This window comes from Pandoraea sp. XY-2 (assembly GCF_004193915.1).
Classification (GTDB): domain Bacteria; phylum Pseudomonadota; class Gammaproteobacteria; order Burkholderiales; family Burkholderiaceae; genus Pandoraea; species Pandoraea cepalis.
In genome coordinates, this window is record NZ_CP030849.1 from 2,532,828 (window position 1) to 2,551,511 (window position 18,684).

Genomic DNA, 18,684 nt, shown 5'->3' on the forward strand with positions numbered 1-18,684 from the left:
CGGAGCCCACCATCATGACAAATTCGTCATTTCGCTGTCATGTTGTCGATGTCAGCGCCCGGATAATCTTGCGCCATGCCGCAAGGTACCGGTCGGGCGCACACCGCGGTACCGACTGACGGACATCGAGCCATACGGCGTTGTCGAGACAATCGGATACGGATACATGCAAACGCACTTTGGCAGACGCACCTTCGTGAAGGGATTGGGGGCCGCCGGCCTTGCCGGCGGACTTGGGATGTGGCGCCCGCCCGTCTGGGCAATGTCGAGCCCGGGCCAGCCCCATGTGCTCACGGGCACCCAGTTCGATCTCGATATTGGTCAGACCCCCATCAACATTACCGGCCAGACACGAACGGCCACACTGATCAACGGCACCCTGCCCGGCCCGGTCCTGCGCTGGCGCGAAGGCGATGACGTTACCCTGCGCGTCGCGAACAAGCTTCAGGCGCAGACTTCCATTCACTGGCACGGCATCCTGCTGCCGAGCAACATGGATGGGGTTCCGGGGCTCAGCTTCAACGGTATCGACCCCGGCGAAACGTTCATCTATCGCTTCAGGGTGAAGCAACACGGCACCTATTGGTACCACAGCCATTCGGCCTTGCAGGAGCAGACGGGCGTGTACGGCCCGTTGGTCATCGACGCGAAGGATCCGGAGCCGTTCAAGTATGACCGGGATTACGTGGTCATGCTCTCCGATTGGACGGATGAAGACCCGCGGCGAATCCTGGCAAAGCTCAAGAAGCAGTCCAATTACTACAACTTTCACCAGCGCACGATCGCCGACTTCTTTCACGACGTCAGAACCCAAGGGTGGAGCGCGACGATCGCCGACCGAAAGATGTGGGCAGAGATGCGCATGAGCCCGACCGATCTGGCGGACGTCAGCGCCTACACGTACACGTATTTGATGAACGGGCAGGCGCCCAACGGCAACTGGACGGGCATCTTTCGCCCGGGCGAGCGCATCCGCCTGCGCTTTATCAATGGGTCGGCCATGACCTATTTCGACGTGCGAATCCCCGGGCTGAAGATGACGGTCGTGGCGGCCGATGGGCAATACGTCAATCCGGTCAGCGTGGATGAGTTCCGGATCGCGGTCGCCGAAACGTACGATGTGATCGTTGAACCGGCAAATGGATCGGCTTATACGATCTTTGCTCAGTCGATGGATCGAACCGGCTTTGCCCGCGGCACGCTGGCCGTGCGCGAAGGCTTGGCGGCCGAGGTGCCCTCCCTCGACCCGCGCCCGCTGCTCACGATGGATGATATGGGCATGGGAGGCATGGATCACAGCGCAATGCCCGGCATGGATATGTCGAGCACGAGCGACGAAGCGATACAGACCATGGATGGCACGCCTGCCAAGGATCCCAACGCCATGCCGGGCATGGATATGTCCAGCATGAGCGGTGAAAACCTGCAGACCATGGACGGCACGTCGAGCGCGGATCCGGGGGCGATGCCGGGCATGGACGGCATGTCGGGATCGGCCACCGGAGCTGCTGCGGGCATGTCTGGCATGGATCACGGAGCCATGTCCGGCATGGGCGCCATGGGTGCGATGCAATCGCATCCCGCAACGGAAAGCGGAAATCCGCTGGTCGATGCGCAAGCCATGAGCCCCACGCCACGGCTCTCCGATCCAGGGATCGGACTGCGCAACAATGGACGTCGCGTGCTCACCTATGCCGACCTCAAGAGCACATTTTCCGATCCCGACGGACGTGAGCCGACGCGCACGATCGAACTGCACCTGACCGGCCACATGGAAAAGTTCGCCTGGTCGTTCGATGGCGTGAAGTTTGCGGACGCGAAGCCGATTCGCCTCAAGTACGGCGAGCGGGTCAGGCTGGTGCTGGTCAACGACACGATGATGACGCACCCGATTCATCTCCATGGCATGTGGAGCGATCTGGAGGACGAAGAAGGCAAGTTCATGGTGCGCAAGCATACGATCGATATCGCCCCGGGGTCGAAGCGAAGCTATCGCGTCACGGCCGACGCCCTTGGGCGGTGGGCCTATCACTGCCACCTGCTTTTCCATATGGAGACGGGGATGTTTCGCGAAGTACGCGTGGAAGAATGATGCGAATGGATAAACCGATGTCGTCGACGATCCCGCGGCGCCTCCACCGAATCGCCCTGGCCTTCGGCGTGGCGGCCGCCTTCGGTCACGCCGTTCCTGTCCTTGCGCAGTCGGCGGCTTCCCCGGCGCACGCGCACGATCCGGCCGCGTCGGGGGACGTGGAGATTCAACCCATGCAACCCGCCGCATCGACCCCGACCGCGTCTCCGGTCCCGCCGCTCACCGACGCGGATCGCAATGCCGTATTCCATGGCGGGCATATGCACGATATGGGCGACGCGCAGATCAACTACCTGGTGCTGTTCGACAAACTGGAATGGCAACGCGCCGGCGGCGGCAGTGCGTTGAACTGGGAAGGCACAGCCTGGGTGGGCGGCGATATCGACCGCTTGTGGATCCGTTCGGAAGGCAAGCGGACGGGACATGGTTTGGAGGACGCGGAAGTCCAGGCACTTTGGGGTCATGCGATCAGTCCATGGTGGGACGTGGTCGGGGGCGTTCGCCACGACTTCAAGCCGGGACGGTCCCAGACGTGGGCCGCGTTAGGCCTGCAGGGGCTCGCGCTGTACAACTTCGACGTGGAGGCAACCGCCTATGTCGGCCAGGCCGGGCAGGCCGCCGCCAGGCTGGAAGGCAAATACGAGTTGCTCATTACCAACCGACTGGTGCTTCAACCGACGGCGGAAATCAATATCTACGGCAAGAACGATGCGAGCCGGGGTATCGGTGCGGGCTTGTCATCGACCTCGCTCGGCTTGCGCTTGCGATACGAACTCGATCGCCAGTTCGCCCCATATATCGGCGTCAACTGGGACCGAAGCTACGGAAATACGGCGCGTTTCGCAGAACAAGAGGGCCAGCGACGCAGCGAAGTGTCCTTTGTCGCGGGCGTTCGCGCCTGGTTCTGATGTCGACGCTCGAAAGTCCGGCGCACGCCGAGCTTTCCCATTTTTGTCTCGCCCATTACCCACGGAGTTACCCATGAATCTTCGACACGTCGCCGCTCGCTTCGCGGTGATCGCCGCCACGGCGACCCTTGCCTCGGCCGCCTACGCGCATCCCAAGCTGCTGTCCTCGACGCCGCAGGAAAATGCCGAAGGCGCGGCGCCCGAAAAGATCGAACTGCACTTTTCCGAGAACCTGATGACCCAATTTTCCGGCGCGGCGCTCGTCATGACGGGCATGCCGGGCATGTCCAGCCATGCGCCGATGCGGGTTGCCGCGAAGGTGTCCGGCAGTGACGATCCCAAGGTCATGGTCATCGCGCCGTCGCAGCCCCTGCCGGCTGGCACCTATCGCGTCGACTGGCGCGCCATTTCTTCCGACACGCATCCGGTGACCGGGAAGCTTTCATTCACGGTGAAGTGATCGGCGCGAACCGTTGGGCAATCGTTGCCGTTCGGTTCGTGCGCCAATGCGTAGCTTGTCGGAGCCAACCCGTCGGCCAATAGCGCCCCCCGCGCCTCGTTACAACACCACCGGCTTGTCGCTCAGTTCGTTCTTGCCGACGCCTTGTGCCGGAAAGTGTTGCCGCAGATGCCGGCCAATGGACTCGACGCCGGCGATGACACCGGCTTCGTATTCGCCTTTCTGAAAGGCGGCTTCCATCTGCCGGCACACGGCGCTCCATTCTCGCGCCCCGACTTTTTGATGGATGCCGCGATCCGCCACGATCTCCACGCTGCGGTCCGCCAGTAGCAGGTAAATCAGAACGCCAGTGTTGTATTCGGTATCCCATAGGCGCTGCTGGGAGAACACTTCGATGGCACGTTCGCGGGCGGTGAGCCCCTTGAGCAATCCGGCCCAGCTCAGCGCGCCCTCCACGACGAAGCAGAGTTGACCGATATGGCTGGCTTCGCCCGCCGAGATGGCCCGCTCGATCGCCTGCAGCGCCTTGCGCGGGAAGGCTTGCCCCACTTTCCAGTGCGTCATCAGCAGGTGTCGCCCCATGCGCCGCAAGCTTGGCATCACCATTTCCCCGAGGCGCCGCCGCCGCCGAATCCACCGCCGCCGCCACCGAAGCCGCCTCGCCCTGACCCGCCGAAGCCGCCCACGCCACCGATCCCACCGATCCCCCTGAAACCGAGATGGGAGCCGCCAAACATCGTAAAGAAAAGTGCGATCGCGCCGGCGAGCACACCCAGGACGATGGTGCCCGATAGAATCCAGCCTATGACGCCGACAACACCCCCCGTGGCGACGGCGCCGGGGCCACGACCGAGGATCGATCGAAGCACGCCGCCGAGGACGAGCGTGAGCACCAGAAGGACGGGCAGGAAGGCGCGCACCGAGCCGCTTCCGTCATCGCTGGCGCGCTTCGGCGGCGGTAGCGGCTCGCCGTTGACAACACTCATGATGCGTTCGACGCCAGCACTCACGCCGCCATAGAAGTCAGCTTGCTCGAAACGTGGAACGATGTCTTCGTTGATGATCCGGTTGCTGATGGCGTCGGTGAGCACGCCCTCGAGACCGTAGCCGACCTCGATGCGCACTCGCCGGTCATCCTTGGCGACAATCAGCAGTACACCGTCATCTGTGCCCTTGCGCCCGAGCTTCCATTGTTCGACGACGCGGATGGAGTACTGCGCAATGTCTTCGGATTGCGTGGTCGGTACCATCAACACCCCGATCTGACTGCCCTTTGCGGCCTCGAAGGCTTGCAGCTTTTCCTCCAGGGCGGCCGTCTGTTCGCGGGTCAATGTGCCGGTCAGGTCGGTGACTCGGGCGGTCAATGGGGAATGGCAACCTCGGCACTTGCCCCAAGGCACAGGCAAAGCAGGAGCGCCGGAAACAAGCCTTTGACGGCCAGATGCCATTTCACGTTGACCTCCCGGGGCGAACCTATTCACTATCGCCGCTCCCCACCCTCTCACATTGACGCGTGTCAAAGGTCGGCATCGCCATGACGGAGACGGCGAGCGCCTCGGGTGAGCCGCTGCGTGCGACATGCGCCGCGACAGGCGAGATCGCGGCTTGACCTCCGTCAAGCGGTGCGCTTGGCGCGCTGCCTATGATGAATCTGACCGCAAGATGGAAGGATCCCATGGAAACCCGTCAACAGTTTTCCCTTTGGTACCTGCTCGCGGCCGTCACGGCGATGCTGATCCTTCAGAGTTTCATTTCCCCTTCGGACGTCGAGACGCTGCCGTACAGTGATTTCAAGGTGCTATTGAAGGCGGGCAAGCTCAAGAACATTACGCTCGGCGAAGGCGCTATCACGGGGACGCTCAATACCGACGGCATCGAGAATTTGCTCCCCAAACCCCAGGCTGACGCGATGCAGCATCAGGGAAAGGGCGAGCACGCCTTTTCGACGATCCGCGTCAATGACCCCGCCTTGGTCCAGGAACTCGAAGCGGCAAAGGTGCGCTTCGTCGGGCAGGCCGACAACAAGTGGATCGGCGCAGTGCTGTCATGGATTGTCCCCGCAGCGCTGTTCTTTGCCTTCTGGAGCTTCCTCAGCAAGCGCGTTGGCGGGGCCGCCGGGGGAGTCATGGAGATCGGAAAGAGCAAGGCCAAGGTCTACATGCAGCAAGAGACCGGTGTGACCTTCGCCGATGTTGCCGGCATCGACGAAGCGAAGGAAGAACTCGCTGAAATCGTGAACTTCCTGAAAGATCCCGACCGCTACCGGCGACTGGGCGGCAAGATTCCCAAGGGGGTATTGCTGCTTGGCGCCCCCGGCACCGGCAAGACACTTCTGGCCAAGGCGGTCGCGGGCGAGGCGGCTGTCCCGTTCTTCAGCATCAGTGGCTCGGAGTTCGTGGAGATGTTTGTCGGCGTCGGGGCGGCGCGAGTGCGTGACCTCTTCAACCAGGCCGAAACCAAGGCCCCCTGCATCATCTTCATCGACGAACTCGACGCGCTCGGCAAGACCCGTGCCCTGGGCACTTTTACGGGCAACGACGAACGCGAACAGACGCTGAACCAATTGTTGGTCGAGATGGATGGCTTCGATACCAACAAGGGGGTCATCATCATGGCGGCAACCAATCGGCCCGAGATTCTGGACCCGGCGCTGTTGCGCCCCGGACGCTTTGACCGCCATGTCGCGCTGGACCGCCCCGATCTCAAGGGCCGCGAGCAAATTCTCAAGGTTCACGTCAGGCACGTTGTCCTGGCGCCCTCTGTCGAGTTGGCTGTGCTCGCGGCGCGTACCCCCGGCTTCGCTGGCGCCGAACTCGCCAACCTCGTCAACGAGGCCGCGTTGCTGGCCGCGCGCAAGGGCAAGGATGCCGTGGAAATGGTCGACTTCGACGAGGCGCTGGACCGCATCGTCGGTGGCCTGGAAAAGAAGAATCGCGTGATGAATCCACAGGAGAAGGAGACCATCGCCTTCCATGAAGCGGGTCACGCCATCGTGGCGGAAATGCGCCCCCACGCAGACCGTGTGTCGAAGGTGTCCATCATTCCGCGTGGCGTGTCGGCGCTCGGCTATACCCAGCAGACGCCTACCGAGGATCGCTATCTGCTCAAGCAAAGTGAGCTGCTCGACCGGCTCGACGTGCTGCTCGGCGGGCGCGTGGCTGAACAGCTTGTCTTCGGCGATGTGTCCACCGGGGCACAGAACGACCTGCAGCGCGCGACGGATATTGCGCGCCAGATGATTACCCAGTTCGGTATGAGCGAGCCGCTTGGGCTGGCCACTTACGAGGACATGCCGAATCCGCTCTTCAACGGCATCGGTGTGATGCCGCATGAGCGCAGGGCGTGCAGCGAGGAAACCGCGCGACTGATCGACTCGGAGGTTCGGAAGATTCTGGCGGAGGCCAGTGCACGGGTGCGACAAACGCTTCAGGCCTGTCGCCCCAAGCTCGACGCCTTGGCTAAACGCCTCCTTGTCCAGGAAGTGGTCGGACGCAGCGAGCTTGAACTCTTGCTGTCCGAAAAGGTGACTCAGCTATCGCCCACGAGGCCGTCGGTGCCCGTGGTGTCAGTGCAGCGTGAATCGGGGCAGCCGCATGAAGACGAAGACACACGATCATCCTGACGAGGCGGAGGTCAGTTCCGTCACGGCGGACGACTACGAGCGGGAACTGCGTTTGCTGCAAATTGAACTGGTCAAGCTGCAGCGGCACTTCCTCAGCCATGCAAACGAAAGAATCCTCGTGATCTTCGAAGGCCGGGACGCCTCCGGGAAGGACGGCACCATCAAGCGGATCGTCGAGCATCTCAGCCCTCGGGAGACGCGCGTGGTCGCGCTCGGAAAGCCCTCCGACCGCGAACGTGGCTCGTGGTACTTCCAGCGGTACGTTGCCGAACTCCCCGCCCCCGGCGAATTCACGCTGTTCAATCGCAGTTGGTACAACCGCGCAGGCGTTGAGCACGTCATGGGGTTTTGCACCAAGACGGAGCATGAAGAATTCATGTCGAGCGTCGGGGCATTTGAAGGCATGCTGGTGCGCTCGGGAATCCGCCTTATCAAGTATTACCTCGACATCACCAAGGACGAACAGCAGCGGCGCATTGCGTCGCGTCGTCGGGACCCCCTCAAGCAGTGGAAGGTCAGCCCCATCGATGAACAAGCGGTGGCGCTGTGGAAGCAATACAGCAAGGCGAGAAACGAGATGTTCTCCCGTACGAACGACGGCGTGCCGTGGAATGTGGTCAGAGCCGACGACAAGCGGGTCGCGCGCCTCAATGTCATCAAGGACCTGCTCGCGCGCCTGCACTACGCCGGCAAGGACACGAAGCTGATTCGCCCGAATCCGGACATCGTGTTTCCTTATGCCGAGGCGCATCTGCTGAGCGGCGCGATCGCGAAGTAATGCGGCGCCAGTGACGAACGCACGCCGTGTGATGCGATGAAGATCGGCGTCATCCGCGTGGATCGTCTTCCGCGCGCTCCAAACGCACGCCGTGGCGGAATAGCAACGTGCTCTGATCGACGTGGGCGTCCGCGCCCCGGGCAATTCAGTCTATGAGCGAAAACACCGGCAGACGTTTGGGTCACCTGTCGATAAAGTGTCGGCCAACTGACTTGCGAAGCGTCCGCCATTCGTGGCGCACCATTGCGATGCCGCGCTCCCAAAGTCAACCTCTTGCCCCCACTGCCAGTCCTGGAGGTAGTCGTGCACCGTTTTACCCTGAACACCAAACTGCTGTTGGCCTTGGGCCTGATGTGGATCAGCCTACTGGTCATTTGCGCCTGGGGCTCGATCAACACGCGTCAGACCATGTTTGCAGAGCGCGAGCTCGGCCTCAAGAACGTCGTGGATTCCGCGACCAGCGTGATTAAGAGATATGCAGATGCCGCTGACAAAGGCACGCTCACCAAAGCCGATGCGCAACGCGACGCGATTGCCGAAGTGCGCGCCATGCGTTTTGGCGACAGTGGCTATCTCTCCATTTCCGACACGCACGCGAATGTCGTGATGCATCCCATCAAACCGGAATTGGACGGAAAGAACCTCTCCGACTTCAAGGATTCGACGGGCCAATACGTGTTCCGGGAAATCTCGAACGTCGGCCGGGCCGGAGGCGGGTACTTCACCTACCAATGGCCAAAGCCCGGTCACGACAAGCCGGTTGGCAAGATCAGCCGTGTCGGATACTTCGCGCCGTGGGACTGGTGCATTACGGGCGGGGTGTACACGGACGACATCAACGATGCGTTTTACCGCTCTCTCGCCGAATGGGCCGGACTGCTGGTGGCGCTCGGCACCATTGTGTCGGCGGCAATGTTGTTGATCATTCGCAACATCAAGAAGAGCCTGGGCGGCGAGCCGCGCTACGCCGTCGAGATTGCCGGGCGAATTGCCCAGGGCGATCTTGCCATGACGATCGAAACGCAACCGGGCGACACCACCAGCCTGCTTGCCGCCATGCGCACCATGCAGGAAAGCCTCTCGTCCACGGTCGACCGTATTCGCGGCGGTACCGAATCGATCACGTCGGCCGCACGCCAGATCGCCGCCGGCAACACCGATCTGTCGGCGCGTACCGAAGAACAGGCGGCGTCGTTGGAGGAGACGGCATCGTCCATGGAGCAACTCACCGCCACGGTCAAGCAGAATGCCGACAATGCGCGGCAGGCCAGCGCGCTGGCGGTGAATGCCTCGGAAATCGCAGAGCGCGGCGGAAATGTCGTCGGGCAGGTCGTGGGCACGATGCACGGCATCTCAGACAGTTCCGGCAAGGTCGTCGACATCATCAGCGTGATCGACGGCATTGCCTTCCAGACGAACATTCTTGCCCTTAACGCCGCGGTCGAAGCGGCGCGAGCCGGCGAGCAAGGCCGAGGCTTCGCCGTGGTTGCAGGCGAAGTCCGAACCCTGGCACAGCGCAGTGCGGCGGCCGCCAAGGAAATCAAGGCGCTGATCGAGAGTTCGGCTCAGCAAGTTCGAGAAGGATCGATGCTGGTCGAGCAAGCCGGCCAAACGATGACAGACATCGTCCAGGCGGTGAAACGCGTCACCGACATCATGGGCGAGATATCCGCCGCGTCGACCGAGCAAAGTCATGGCATCGAGCAGGTCAATCGTGCCGTGACGCAGATGGACGAGGTCACACAACAGAATGCCGCCCTCGTCGAAGAGGCGGCCGCCGCCGCCTCGTCAATGGAAGAGCAGGCGATGCGCCTGCAAGGGGCCGTCACGGAATTCCGTATCGCGCCCGAGCCCGAAGCCGTCCGAGTCACCGAGCGCCCGTATCTGGTCGGAAGCAAAAAACTGGCGGCCTGAGCGCGCGCATCCCCAACGGCGGTGGATTCCGGATGAGTCCGAAACGTCCGCCCTGACGTCTTTTTATGCCACCGACGTCTGGCGATCCACCGCCCGCCGACACACGGGCGCTCAGTTGGCCGAGCGCAACGTGCCGATTCTGTACTTGAGCATCGTCTGGTCGGCATAGGGTGAATGGGGGCGGCCCTTCGTCTTGGTCAAATACGCCTGTGTGGCTTCTTTTCCGCACCATGCGAGAAAGAGCGACGGATCCGCGGGATGCTGGGGCACATAGGGTGTGAAATCGTAAACCTGTCCACGGATTGCCATCCAGCAGTCTCGCCCGGTGGCGTGCCGGGCGACATCCTGCAGTGTATAGCCGACCTCTCGGACTGCCTCCGCCCGAGTATCGGGCGCCTCGGGCACGAAAACGCCGGCCATCCAGAATCCGCCGATGGCAAGGAAGAAGAGAATCGTCGAGACATTGAAAAGTTGCCGCATCATCGGAAGTCGAAGCGCTCGTAGTGGATGGATCGAGCGGGCAGACCGAGTTCGTGGAGTCGCGCCGTGACGGCTTGCACCAGCCCTGCTGGCCCACAGATTTGCACCTGCCTTTGTGCGAGGCCAGCCACCTTCGACAGTACGGCTGGCACATCGGGGAGCGATTCGCCGCTGGCTTGCGCGATCAGTTCGAAATTCGATTCAACGTGTGCCAGCGCCTTCAACTCGTCGAGGAACGCCGCATCGCGTTCATGACGGAACAGGTAGATCAGTGTCGTTGTCCGAGGTAGCTTCCCGCGACGGATCGCTGCCATGAAGGGCGTAATGCCAATGCCACCGGCGATCCAGAGTTGGGGCTTGTCGGCGTTATCCGCCAGGAGATGTCCAAAGGGGCCTTGCAGTCGCACCAGTGCGCCCGGTGCCAGTGTCTGTATACGTTGCGTGCACGGCCCGAGCGCCTTGACGCCCACCGAGAGCACGCCGCCCGGACCGATACCGCTCACCGAGAAGCGGTGGAATTCCTCACAGCCGCGATAGGTGGGACTGTCGCCAAAGGCCGCCAGCACGAATTTTCCTGGCTGGACCCGAAAAGCCCCGCTGTACGGCGCCAAGGTGGCCTCGATCGTATCCGCCGCCTTCGATGCGACGCGTGTGACGCGAAACAGATGGGCGCTCAGGCCGCGATCGATCACCAGCAAGCGCCACGCGAGCGCTATCGCTGCGAGTCCAATGACCGCGAGAAAGCCCCCCACTTCGCCCCGCATCGCGACAATATGCGAGAGCCCGCTGACAATCCCCAGCGCGGCGAGGTAATGAAGCGCCCTCCAGCGTCGGTAGCCCAGGTGTTGGTTGAAGGTACTGGCGAGTCCGGCCATGAGGAGAAGGAGACCCACCCAGCCCAGCCACTCGGGCCAACTGCCATACCAGGGCGCGATGGCTCGCCATGCCGAGCGAAACGACGTCGTCAGCCCTGCCACGCCCAGTGCCAAGGGATGGCAGAGCAGGAGCACATAGCCAATGACACCGCTGCGGTGATGCCAGCGGTACATGGTGTCAAGGCCCCCCAGCATCCTGGACCAACGCGGCTCGCGCACCATCAGGGCGAGACTGCCCACCAACAATCCAGTTCCGGCCCAGCCAGCCATGATCGAGACGGCACGCCAGTGCGGCAAATGCGTCGGGAAGGTCCATGCGACGCCGGCGAGGCTGAGCACGACAAGGAAGGCCGGCGCGACCAAGCCACCGGCCCCGGTGTGCCAGTTCCACGTGCTCATGGGGCCGCCCTCCCGGCAGGAGCCGGATCGTCAGTTGCGTCGCGTCCCCGATCACGTCGGCCGATTGCCAGTGGCGTGCGCCCGCCCATCACAACATCTCAAGTGCCAGCGCAATGCCCTGCCCCCCTCCGATGCACAGCGTCACGATCCCGCGCCGGCCGCCGCCGCGTGCCATCTGGTGCAAAAGACGCGTCGTCAGAACCGCGCCGCTCGCACCAATCGGATGCCCGTGGGCAATCGCACCGCCTTCCGTATTGACAACGTCCTCCGCAAATCCCAATTCGCGCAGGCACGCCAGAGCGATCGCCGCAAACGCCTCGTTGATCTCCACCCGGTCCACGTCGCGCGTGGACCAGCCGGCGCGCTCCATCGCCTGCCGCACCGCAGGAATCGGTCCGAGGCCGAAGAAGCCCGGTGCCACGGCGCCAACTCCATAGCTGACGAGGCGCGCCATTGGACTCAGGCCGTTGCGCTCGGCCCAGTCACGTCCGGCAACGATCATGGCGGCGGCGCCGCTGTTCAGGCCGGGCGCGTTGCCTGCCGTGATCGTGCCGTCCTTGCGAAATGCCGGTTTCAGTGCAGCGAGCGACTGCGCGGTGGTGTCGGGTCGATTGTGTTCGTCCCGGGCAAACACGATCACGCCCTTTCGAGCAGGAACGTCGACCGGAGCGATCTCGGCGTCGAACAGACCCGCAGCCTGGGCCTGAGAAAAGCGTTGCTGCGAGCGCAGCGCCCAGCGGTCCTGATCTTCCCGGGAGATGCCGCACTTTGTCACGAGGTCCTCGGTATGCCAGCCGGAATGCTGGCCGCTGAAGGCATCGTTGAGTCCATCCATTAGCATGCTGTCGAATAACGTCACATCGCCCATGCGCGCGCCCCAGCGTCCCTGCGGCAACAGGTAGGGCGCACGATCCATGTTCTCCATGCCACCGGCGACGGCGCAATCGATCATGCCGGACCAGATCTCGGTCGCTGCGCTGGCGATCGCCTGCGCGCCCGAGCCACAGACCCGGTTCACGGTGAGCGCAGGCACCTCGACCGGCAAGCCACCAGCAATGCCCGCCTGGCGCGATGGGTTCATCTTTGCACCGGCCTGAATCACATGCCCCATGACCAGCGATTGAACCTTGTCCGCGGACAGGTTGGCACGCTTCAGGCTCTCTCGTATCACCACGGCGCCGAGCTCGGGCGCCGGCATATCCTTGAGCGTCCCGCCATACGTGCCGATCGCCGTACGGACCGGGCTACACAAAACGACCTCGATGATTTTCATGGACTTGCTCCAGACGGTCTTGGCGCGCACTGTTTGCGGCAGCGGCTCGACAACGTCAGGAGCGTCGATGCCGCATCGGTTGACCCGAGACAGGCCGCTATTCAAGCTTGAAGCTCAGCTTGGCAGTGATTCGATAGTTGATGATCTTTCCGTCGGCCACCTCGGCCGAAAAATCCTCGATGTAGATGGATTTGACATCGCGAAGGGACTTTTGGGCCGCGGCGACGGCTTTCGCCGCGGCGTCCTCCCAACTCTTGGGGGACTCGGCGAGAATTTCGATGACTTTGACAACGTTCTTTGACATGACGGCTCCCGCTAAGGCGCATGGCAACTCATGGGAAGGTTCCCGGGGAAAATTGGCGATTGCCATGAGCCAAGCATGGTCGTTGGCGCATCTGCCGTGTTGACCGACGTCAAACGAAGACGCCCGTCACAGGTCAGCCAACCCGCGCCTATAAAGCGCGCCCATGCCTCATCCGTTCACCCTTTCACCAACGGATGGCCTACCGTCTGGGCGAGCACCGGAATTTCGTCTTCGTTGAGCGACATCGCATTGGCCAGCAGCCGATGATTCAACCAGCCACGGACGACACACGCCAGCCCGGCCGACGCACAGTACAGGGAGACGTTCTGTGCAATCGCGCCGACGGCGATGCCGGCGAACGAGTCTCGCTGGGACTGCGGAAACTGATCCGCGCGCACGTGATTGACCACGTACACGAGATCGAGCGGCGCCGAACCGACGAAGTCCTGATATCCGGTGAGGTTTCTCGCGTCGACGGCATGCTTGAGGCGCAGTCTGTGCGATGCCGGTTCGTACTGATACACGCCCTCAGGCAGGGCGACATAGACGTCGATTTCGTTCACCCCGTGCGCAGAGGGCGCGGTGCGCCCGCCTGTGTCGGCGCGATTGACGCCGTCGGCCGCCCAGAGAAGATCGCCGAGCTGCTGAAGGGAAAGCGGTGTTGGCGCAAATTCACGCACACTCTTGCGACGGGCCAGTGAAATCATCAAGTTGGCACCGTCATCCAGATTCGGCGGCGGTAGCGCAATGACCGGCATGGACTCGCAGGCGACCGGAACAGGAGATGCATTGTGCACGATGGCGTACGCAGGTAGCTTGGCCTCATTCATCGCAAGAATCCTCGAAAGACCGACGGCGGGCGATGTTGCCCGGCTGTTTGGAGCATAGACAGCCGATCTCATTCGACCTTGATACGGGTCAACGACGGACAAAGGCACGCCGGATTCCAGGCAGCGTTTTGCTCGGTTCGTTCATCTCACTCAGCAAAAGCATGCCGGGCGCCCGGCCGACGCCGGCAAGACGCTCAGCACCGCGTCGGCAGCCCGGTCAGGCCGAAAAATCGTCACGCCTTTGAGCCGGAGTTGCCATGCGCGAAAGAGCAACTCCCCTACCCGCTCGCGCGACACCCCGCTCGGCACCAGCACCGTCTTCGAGATGCCTGCGTCGATGAACGGTTGCATCGCCGCCACCATATGCAAATGGTCGTCTCCGCTGACCTGGTTGGCCGTGACGAAGTAGTCCGGCAATGCCGCCTGCTCGCCAACCAAGGCGCGGAAGCGCCGATACGCGTGATTCTCGATACGGTAGGCGCGCGGTGCCTGATGCCGCAAGCGCAACTGACGCTGATACGCCAAGGCGAAGGCCGGCTCGATACCGCTAGAGCAGTTGCCGCCGAACGCCAGACTGACGCTGCCTGTGGGGGCTATCGACAGCAGATGGCTATTGCGCAGCCCATAACGCGCAATATCGGCGCGCACGGCATCCGGCAACGCCGACGCAAAGCGTGCCGTCGACAGGCTGCGCTCGCCGCTGAACAGCGGATACGCCCCGCGCTCGCGCGCCAATGCCGCAGACGCCGCATAAGCGTTGTCGCGCAGGCATCGTCCGATGGCGCTGGCAAGGTCCCTGCCCTGCGGCGTGTCGTAGCGCAGACACATCATCGTCAGCGCATCGGCCAGCCCCGTGACGCCCACACCGATCCTTCGCTTGCTTCGAGCTTCGTGTCCATGCTCCGGTAACGGCCATCGCGTGACGTCGATTGCGTTATCGAGCATTCTGACCTGGACATGGACGAGCCGCGCCAGACCCGCAAAATCGAACGCCGGCGTTCCCCCCACGCCGAACGGATGCCTGACGCGCCTCGACAGATCGATCGGACCTAGCACGCAACTTCCCCACGCCGGGAGCGGTTGTTCACCGCATGGATTCGTCGCGACAATCGATTCGATGCCGGCAAGGTCATTGGATTCGCGGATCGTGTCGATGAACAGCAAGCCCGGCTCGGCGCTTCCGTGGGCCGCTTCGACGATCCGCGCCCACAATTGCCGTGCGGGCACCCGGGCGTAGCACCAGTTGCCGTTATCGAGCAAATGCGCGCCCGCCGCCAGTCGTTGCCGATTGGGGGCCGCGCGATGCTGAAGCGGCCACTCGGTATCGCGAGCAACGGCGTGCATGAACTCGGCGGTCGCCGCCACCGACACATTCAATGTCGCCCAGCGCCGGCGTCCGCGCTTGGCATTGATGAATTCGTCCAGATCGGGGTGATCGCAGCGCAACACCGCCATCTGCGCTCCGCCGCGCGTATCGGTCAAGGCCAACGATTGGCAGGCCAGATCGAACCGCTCGATAACGTCGCAAACATCGCCCGTGCCATGATCCGACGCAGACACCAATGCGTCGACGGGCGCCACTGACGAGAAGTCGTACCCGACACCACCGCCCATGCGCAGGGTGGTCGTGGCCTGCGCGAGCGCGCGCGCGATGTCGGTCTGACGGGCCACCTGCACGTCCGGACCGACGATCGGGTGCACGAAGCAGTTCACCATCGTGGCGTGTTTGCCGGTGCCCGCGTTGGCCATGATCCGGCCCGCCCCGATCGCGCCGCGCAGCATGTTGCCATAGAACTGTCGCGCCGCATCGCGACGTCGATCCGGTGGCTCAGCGTCGGCCAGCGCGCGCGCTACCCGTCGGAAGACGTCGTCGCGCGCCGCCTCCCCTGGCGCAAGATAGCGATCCGCCAGCACCGCGTCGCAGACGGTCGACGCCGAATCGTGAATGACCGGCATGGGGATGGCTCCTGCGTCAGGATCGATGCCAGCGCACGTGAAGTTCCGATTCCGCGTGCCCGTAGTCGAGATCCAGCTTCCCGCCATAGGCATGGTGAATGGCATTGCCGATATCGCGCGCAATGTGCATTCCGGTGGTCGTAATCGCCGTACCGTCCTCGCCCGACGTGATTGCCATCACGCGCTCCATCGGATGTTCCCGGTGCAGCCGCTGCGCGCGATGATTCACCAGACCGAGAATTTCCTGTCGATGCGCAGCCTCGAAGGTGCCATCCAGTACCAGACGGGCCGCGGGCACGCCGTCGGCGATGCGATGACAGGCCGAGCAAGTGACGGTGACCGCGTCGGGCGGCACGGCGCGCCATTGCCAATGCCCGCGCAGGTAGACGGCGTGACACACCGGGCAAGCCGCGAGTGCGGGGGACGCTGAGGGTTGCTTGTAACTGTCGGGGACATGCTCGTCCGGAAAACGATCCCACCTTGTGGGCCGGACCATGGCAGACCTGGCTCTGACTTTCATGGCGTGACTCCTTGAAACGCTGGCGCAGGCTCGTGTCGAATGTGCGTCCGCCGCAGACGCCACCGACAGATGCCAGGCGGTCGACATGAACGCGACCCGCCATGCTTGCCCGCCAGATATAGATACAGTAAGCGGTTGCGCGCGCGAGAACTTGGCCTGGATCAAATGGCGCGACATCTCTCGCGACGCTTCGTGATGCGAGCGCAGAGGCCCCTCTCTCATGGACCATCGGCACGCGCGGCACACACGGCGCCTTCAGCGCGGCAAGGTCATCGGGTCGTATCGATTGCGCGGATTCCACAACATCCACCCGTTGGTCCCCGCTGCGTCGGCGGCATCGATTTGTGCGCGAATCTCGACGGCGCCGAAATTTCGACGGTCGAAAGCGTAGTCCCGAAACGCTTGCAGCCAGGGTCTGAAACGCACGCCGGGCAGTCCGGTGCGGCGCATCGCTTGCGCGAGAGAGCGCGACACGATCTCGCCCGGATGATCGGTCGGCGGATCGGATCCCGGGAGACCCCAGGTGAATCCCGACGGGTAGAGCATGGGGGACACGTAATCGACCTGTTCGCCGAGGGTCTCGAGCTGCTGCCCAATCGCCGTGTCGTTGAGGTTCCAGCACACGTAACCGAAGATATCGACCGACAGGTACACGTTGTAGCGCAGCAAGCGCTCGCGCGCAGCGCTCAGGAAGCCGGTGATGGCGCCGACCCGGTGCTCTGCGGTGTTGGTCTCGTGAAATTGCAACCCGGGCGCGTCCGGGAATCGCAGGTAGTCGAATTGGATCTCGTCGAACCCCATGCGCGCCGCCTCCTCGGCGACGTCAAGATTGTGCGTCCATGCGGCGGAGATCGTCGGATCGATCCATCGGAGCTGTTCGCGGTCACGCCACACGTTGCCCTCGGCATCGCGCACCGCCCACTCCGGATGGGCCCGCGCCAAAGGATCGTCCTTGAACACCACGATTCGGGCAATGAGGTACAGGCCGCGATCATGCAGCGATTTCACCAGTGCCGGCAGGTCCTTTACCCGTGGCGCGTTCGCGGGCACATGCGCCTGCGCACCGATGCCCTCCCGCGCAGGACTGCGATAAGGCGTCATGCCGCGATCGCCTTTGACATCGATGACAAGCGCGTTAATGGCGGTACGTTCGGGCAACGCCAGCACGGCATTGAGCAATGCACGGCTCGCGATGCCGTACACGGAGAGATAGACGGCTTTGGGGTGGATGGGCGTCATGGCAACGCTCGCGCGACCTCCCTCGCGCAGCGAGGCTTGCACTCTCGCATACCCCGGCGCGCGCACCGAGACGGCCATCGGCGCGCCCGGCGCAATATCGGGGAGCACGATCTCACCGCTGCGGTCGCTTGTCCAGGCGCGGCCCCCGCTCACGAGCGTCGCGCCCGCGATCGGCTCGCGGGTCGCCACGTCGACGACGGTCGCCGCGACGGTGTCTGCCGTGGCCGGCGGCACGGGTTGCAGGCACAGGAGCGAAAGACTCCAGACGATCCATCGGCTAATCATGATGCGTTTGTGCGTTGCGCAACATGCCGCGCAGGCACGTCATGTCGCAGTGCTGCGTCATGAGATATCGCGGCATCGCCATGGCATTCGACTGCGGCGTGACGGGTTTGGCATCGAGAGAGAACCCATTCGTGTAGCCCTCGTCGCGTGCCATGGCCTCTAATTCAGTATCGTAAATGCCAAACGGCCACGCCAGTAGACGAACGGACCGATGCAGTTCGGCCTCGATCCGATCTCGGGAACGGCGAAGCTGATCGTGCGCGAAGCGCCGGTAAGCCGCAGGCGCCAGCCGCGCGCGTTCCGTCTTGAAATTGGGATGCCATTCGGTGTGAGACTCGATGTCGAAAGTCCCCGATCGCGCAAGCGCGCGCAACTGATCCCACGTCATGGCATATGACGCATTGGAGATCGCCGACGGGTAAACGAATAGTGTGACGGGTACCGAGCGCCCCTTTAGCAGCGGCCACAGCACCTGGTAGACGGACCGGTGGCCATCGTCCACACTCAGGACGAGTGCGCGCGGCGGCAGGTTGTCCTGCCTGCCGGCATGCCAGGCGATGACGTCGGCCAGCGGTACCACCCGATAGCCGTTCTCCTCGAAAAAGCGCAGTTGCGACTCGAAGGTCTCCGTGCGCACCGTGGTCGAATCGGTGACGCGCTCCGCGAAGCGGTGATAGACGAGAATCAGGACGTCATGTCGCGCGGGGGCGGCATTCGTGATGCCAGCACACGTCAAGCCCATCAGAGCG

At 63.1% G+C, this 18,684-nt stretch carries 16 protein-coding genes and 1 pseudogene; 6 read left to right on the forward strand and 11 right to left on the reverse strand.

Annotation, left to right across the window (positions count from 1 at the left end):
* Positions 1–166: 166 nt before the first annotated feature.
* The 3 genes from DRB87_RS11520 to copC all read left to right on the forward strand — a co-directional run bounded on the left by DRB87_RS11520 (position 167) and on the right by copC (position 3,460).
* Positions 167–2,092, forward strand: coding sequence for a copper resistance system multicopper oxidase (locus tag DRB87_RS11520; protein ID WP_130025987.1), 1,926 nt, complete (start codon positions 167–169; stop codon positions 2,090–2,092).
* Positions 2,093–2,109: 17 nt separating this feature from the next.
* Positions 2,110–3,000 (forward strand): copper resistance protein B, encoded by an 891-nt coding sequence (locus DRB87_RS11525; RefSeq protein ID WP_240755951.1) that lies wholly within the window; start codon positions 2,110–2,112, stop codon positions 2,998–3,000.
* 73 nt (positions 3,001–3,073) lie between these two features.
* Positions 3,074–3,460, forward strand: coding sequence for a copper homeostasis periplasmic binding protein CopC (copC, locus tag DRB87_RS11530; protein ID WP_130025989.1), 387 nt, complete (start codon positions 3,074–3,076; stop codon positions 3,458–3,460).
* A gap of 99 nt (positions 3,461–3,559) precedes the next feature.
* Here copC and DRB87_RS11535 read toward each other — a convergent pair whose 3' ends face one another.
* Positions 3,560–4,066 (reverse strand): TPM domain-containing protein, encoded by a 507-nt coding sequence (locus tag DRB87_RS11535; RefSeq protein ID WP_206100011.1) that lies wholly within the window; start codon positions 4,064–4,066, stop codon positions 3,560–3,562.
* Positions 4,060–4,913, reverse strand: a pseudogene (locus tag DRB87_RS24030) (YgcG family protein). Before DRB87_RS24030 ends, DRB87_RS11535 begins: the two are co-directional and overlap by 7 nt.
* Before the next feature lie 222 nt (positions 4,914–5,135).
* Here DRB87_RS24030 and ftsH point away from each other — a divergent pair.
* The 3 genes from ftsH to DRB87_RS11555 all read left to right on the forward strand — a co-directional run bounded on the left by ftsH (position 5,136) and on the right by DRB87_RS11555 (position 9,774).
* Complete coding sequence (gene ftsH, locus DRB87_RS11545) at positions 5,136–7,082, forward strand: ATP-dependent zinc metalloprotease FtsH (protein WP_130025991.1); 1,947 nt, start codon at positions 5,136–5,138, stop codon at positions 7,080–7,082.
* Positions 7,054–7,860 (forward strand): polyphosphate kinase 2, encoded by an 807-nt coding sequence (gene ppk2, locus DRB87_RS11550; RefSeq protein ID WP_130025992.1) that lies wholly within the window; start codon positions 7,054–7,056, stop codon positions 7,858–7,860. Before ftsH ends, ppk2 begins: the two co-directional genes overlap by 29 nt.
* A 303-nt stretch (positions 7,861–8,163) precedes the next feature.
* Positions 8,164–9,774: a methyl-accepting chemotaxis protein gene (locus tag DRB87_RS11555; protein WP_130025993.1), complete on the forward strand. Its 1,611-nt coding sequence runs from the start codon at positions 8,164–8,166 to the stop codon at positions 9,772–9,774.
* 111 nt (positions 9,775–9,885) lie between these two features.
* Here DRB87_RS11555 and DRB87_RS11560 read toward each other — a convergent pair whose 3' ends face one another.
* The 9 genes from DRB87_RS11560 to DRB87_RS11600 form a co-directional block, all read right to left on the reverse strand.
* Positions 9,886–10,257, reverse strand: a complete 372-nt coding sequence (locus tag DRB87_RS11560; RefSeq protein WP_130025994.1) for a cytochrome b5-like heme/steroid binding domain-containing protein — start codon at positions 10,255–10,257, stop codon at positions 9,886–9,888.
* Entirely contained in the window at positions 10,254–11,528 is a 1,275-nt protein-coding gene (locus DRB87_RS11565; protein WP_130025995.1) for a ferredoxin reductase family protein, read from the reverse strand. The genes DRB87_RS11560 and DRB87_RS11565 overlap by 4 nt, the downstream gene beginning before the upstream one ends.
* A gap of 88 nt (positions 11,529–11,616) precedes the next feature.
* Positions 11,617–12,801 carry an acetyl-CoA C-acetyltransferase gene (locus tag DRB87_RS11570; RefSeq protein WP_130027835.1) on the reverse strand — a complete coding sequence of 395 codons (1,185 nt, stop codon included), beginning with the start codon at positions 12,799–12,801 and terminating at the stop codon, positions 11,617–11,619.
* A 97-nt stretch (positions 12,802–12,898) separates the two neighbouring features.
* Positions 12,899–13,171 carry a dodecin family protein gene (locus DRB87_RS11575; protein ID WP_240755952.1) on the reverse strand — a complete coding sequence of 91 codons (273 nt, stop codon included), beginning with the start codon at positions 13,169–13,171 and terminating at the stop codon, positions 12,899–12,901.
* Between the two features lie 110 nt (positions 13,172–13,281).
* The gene (locus DRB87_RS11580; protein WP_130025996.1) at positions 13,282–13,935 is read right to left on the reverse strand and encodes a nitroreductase family protein; all 654 of its coding nucleotides are present in this window, start codon (positions 13,933–13,935) and stop codon (positions 13,282–13,284) included.
* A gap of 150 nt (positions 13,936–14,085) precedes the next feature.
* Complete coding sequence (locus DRB87_RS11585) at positions 14,086–15,891, reverse strand: adenosylcobalamin-dependent ribonucleoside-diphosphate reductase (protein WP_130025997.1); 1,806 nt, start codon at positions 15,889–15,891, stop codon at positions 14,086–14,088.
* Positions 15,892–15,907: 16 nt separating this feature from the next.
* Entirely contained in the window at positions 15,908–16,411 is a 504-nt protein-coding gene (locus tag DRB87_RS11590; RefSeq protein WP_165385286.1) for a BCAM0308 family protein, read from the reverse strand.
* 255 nt (positions 16,412–16,666) lie between these two features.
* On the reverse strand, positions 16,667–17,935 hold the full coding sequence (locus DRB87_RS11595) for a putative glycoside hydrolase (protein ID WP_130025998.1): 1,269 nt from the start codon (positions 17,933–17,935) through the stop codon (positions 16,667–16,669).
* The gene (locus DRB87_RS11600; RefSeq protein WP_240755953.1) at positions 17,928–18,677 is read right to left on the reverse strand and encodes a polysaccharide deacetylase family protein; all 750 of its coding nucleotides are present in this window, start codon (positions 18,675–18,677) and stop codon (positions 17,928–17,930) included. The genes DRB87_RS11595 and DRB87_RS11600 overlap by 8 nt, the downstream gene beginning before the upstream one ends.
* Positions 18,678–18,684 lie beyond the last annotated feature (7 nt).

Coding starts and splice junctions, on each gene's coding strand:
- DRB87_RS11525 (WP_240755951.1), top strand. CDS start 2,110: ATGTCGTCGACGATCCCGCGGCGCCTCCACCGAATCGCCCTGGCCTTC.
- DRB87_RS11535 (WP_206100011.1), bottom strand. CDS start 4,066: ATGGTGATGCCAAGCTTGCGGCGCATGGGGCGACACCTGCTGATGACG.
- ppk2 (WP_130025992.1), top strand. CDS start 7,054: ATGAAGACGAAGACACACGATCATCCTGACGAGGCGGAGGTCAGTTCC.
- DRB87_RS11580 (WP_130025996.1), bottom strand. CDS start 13,935: ATGAATGAGGCCAAGCTACCTGCGTACGCCATCGTGCACAATGCATCT.
- DRB87_RS11585 (WP_130025997.1), bottom strand. CDS start 15,891: ATGCCGGTCATTCACGATTCGGCGTCGACCGTCTGCGACGCGGTGCTG.
- DRB87_RS11590 (WP_165385286.1), bottom strand. CDS start 16,411: ATGAAAGTCAGAGCCAGGTCTGCCATGGTCCGGCCCACAAGGTGGGAT.
- copC (WP_130025989.1), top strand. CDS start 3,074: ATGAATCTTCGACACGTCGCCGCTCGCTTCGCGGTGATCGCCGCCACG.
- ftsH (WP_130025991.1), top strand. CDS start 5,136: ATGGAAACCCGTCAACAGTTTTCCCTTTGGTACCTGCTCGCGGCCGTC.
- DRB87_RS11575 (WP_240755952.1), bottom strand. CDS start 13,171: ATGGCAATCGCCAATTTTCCCCGGGAACCTTCCCATGAGTTGCCATGC.
- DRB87_RS11560 (WP_130025994.1), bottom strand. CDS start 10,257: ATGATGCGGCAACTTTTCAATGTCTCGACGATTCTCTTCTTCCTTGCC.
- DRB87_RS11570 (WP_130027835.1), bottom strand. CDS start 12,801: ATGAAAATCATCGAGGTCGTTTTGTGTAGCCCGGTCCGTACGGCGATC.
- DRB87_RS11600 (WP_240755953.1), bottom strand. CDS start 18,677: ATGGGCTTGACGTGTGCTGGCATCACGAATGCCGCCCCCGCGCGACAT.
- DRB87_RS11565 (WP_130025995.1), bottom strand. CDS start 11,528: ATGAGCACGTGGAACTGGCACACCGGGGCCGGTGGCTTGGTCGCGCCG.
- DRB87_RS11520 (WP_130025987.1), top strand. CDS start 167: ATGCAAACGCACTTTGGCAGACGCACCTTCGTGAAGGGATTGGGGGCC.
- DRB87_RS11595 (WP_130025998.1), bottom strand. CDS start 17,935: ATGATTAGCCGATGGATCGTCTGGAGTCTTTCGCTCCTGTGCCTGCAA.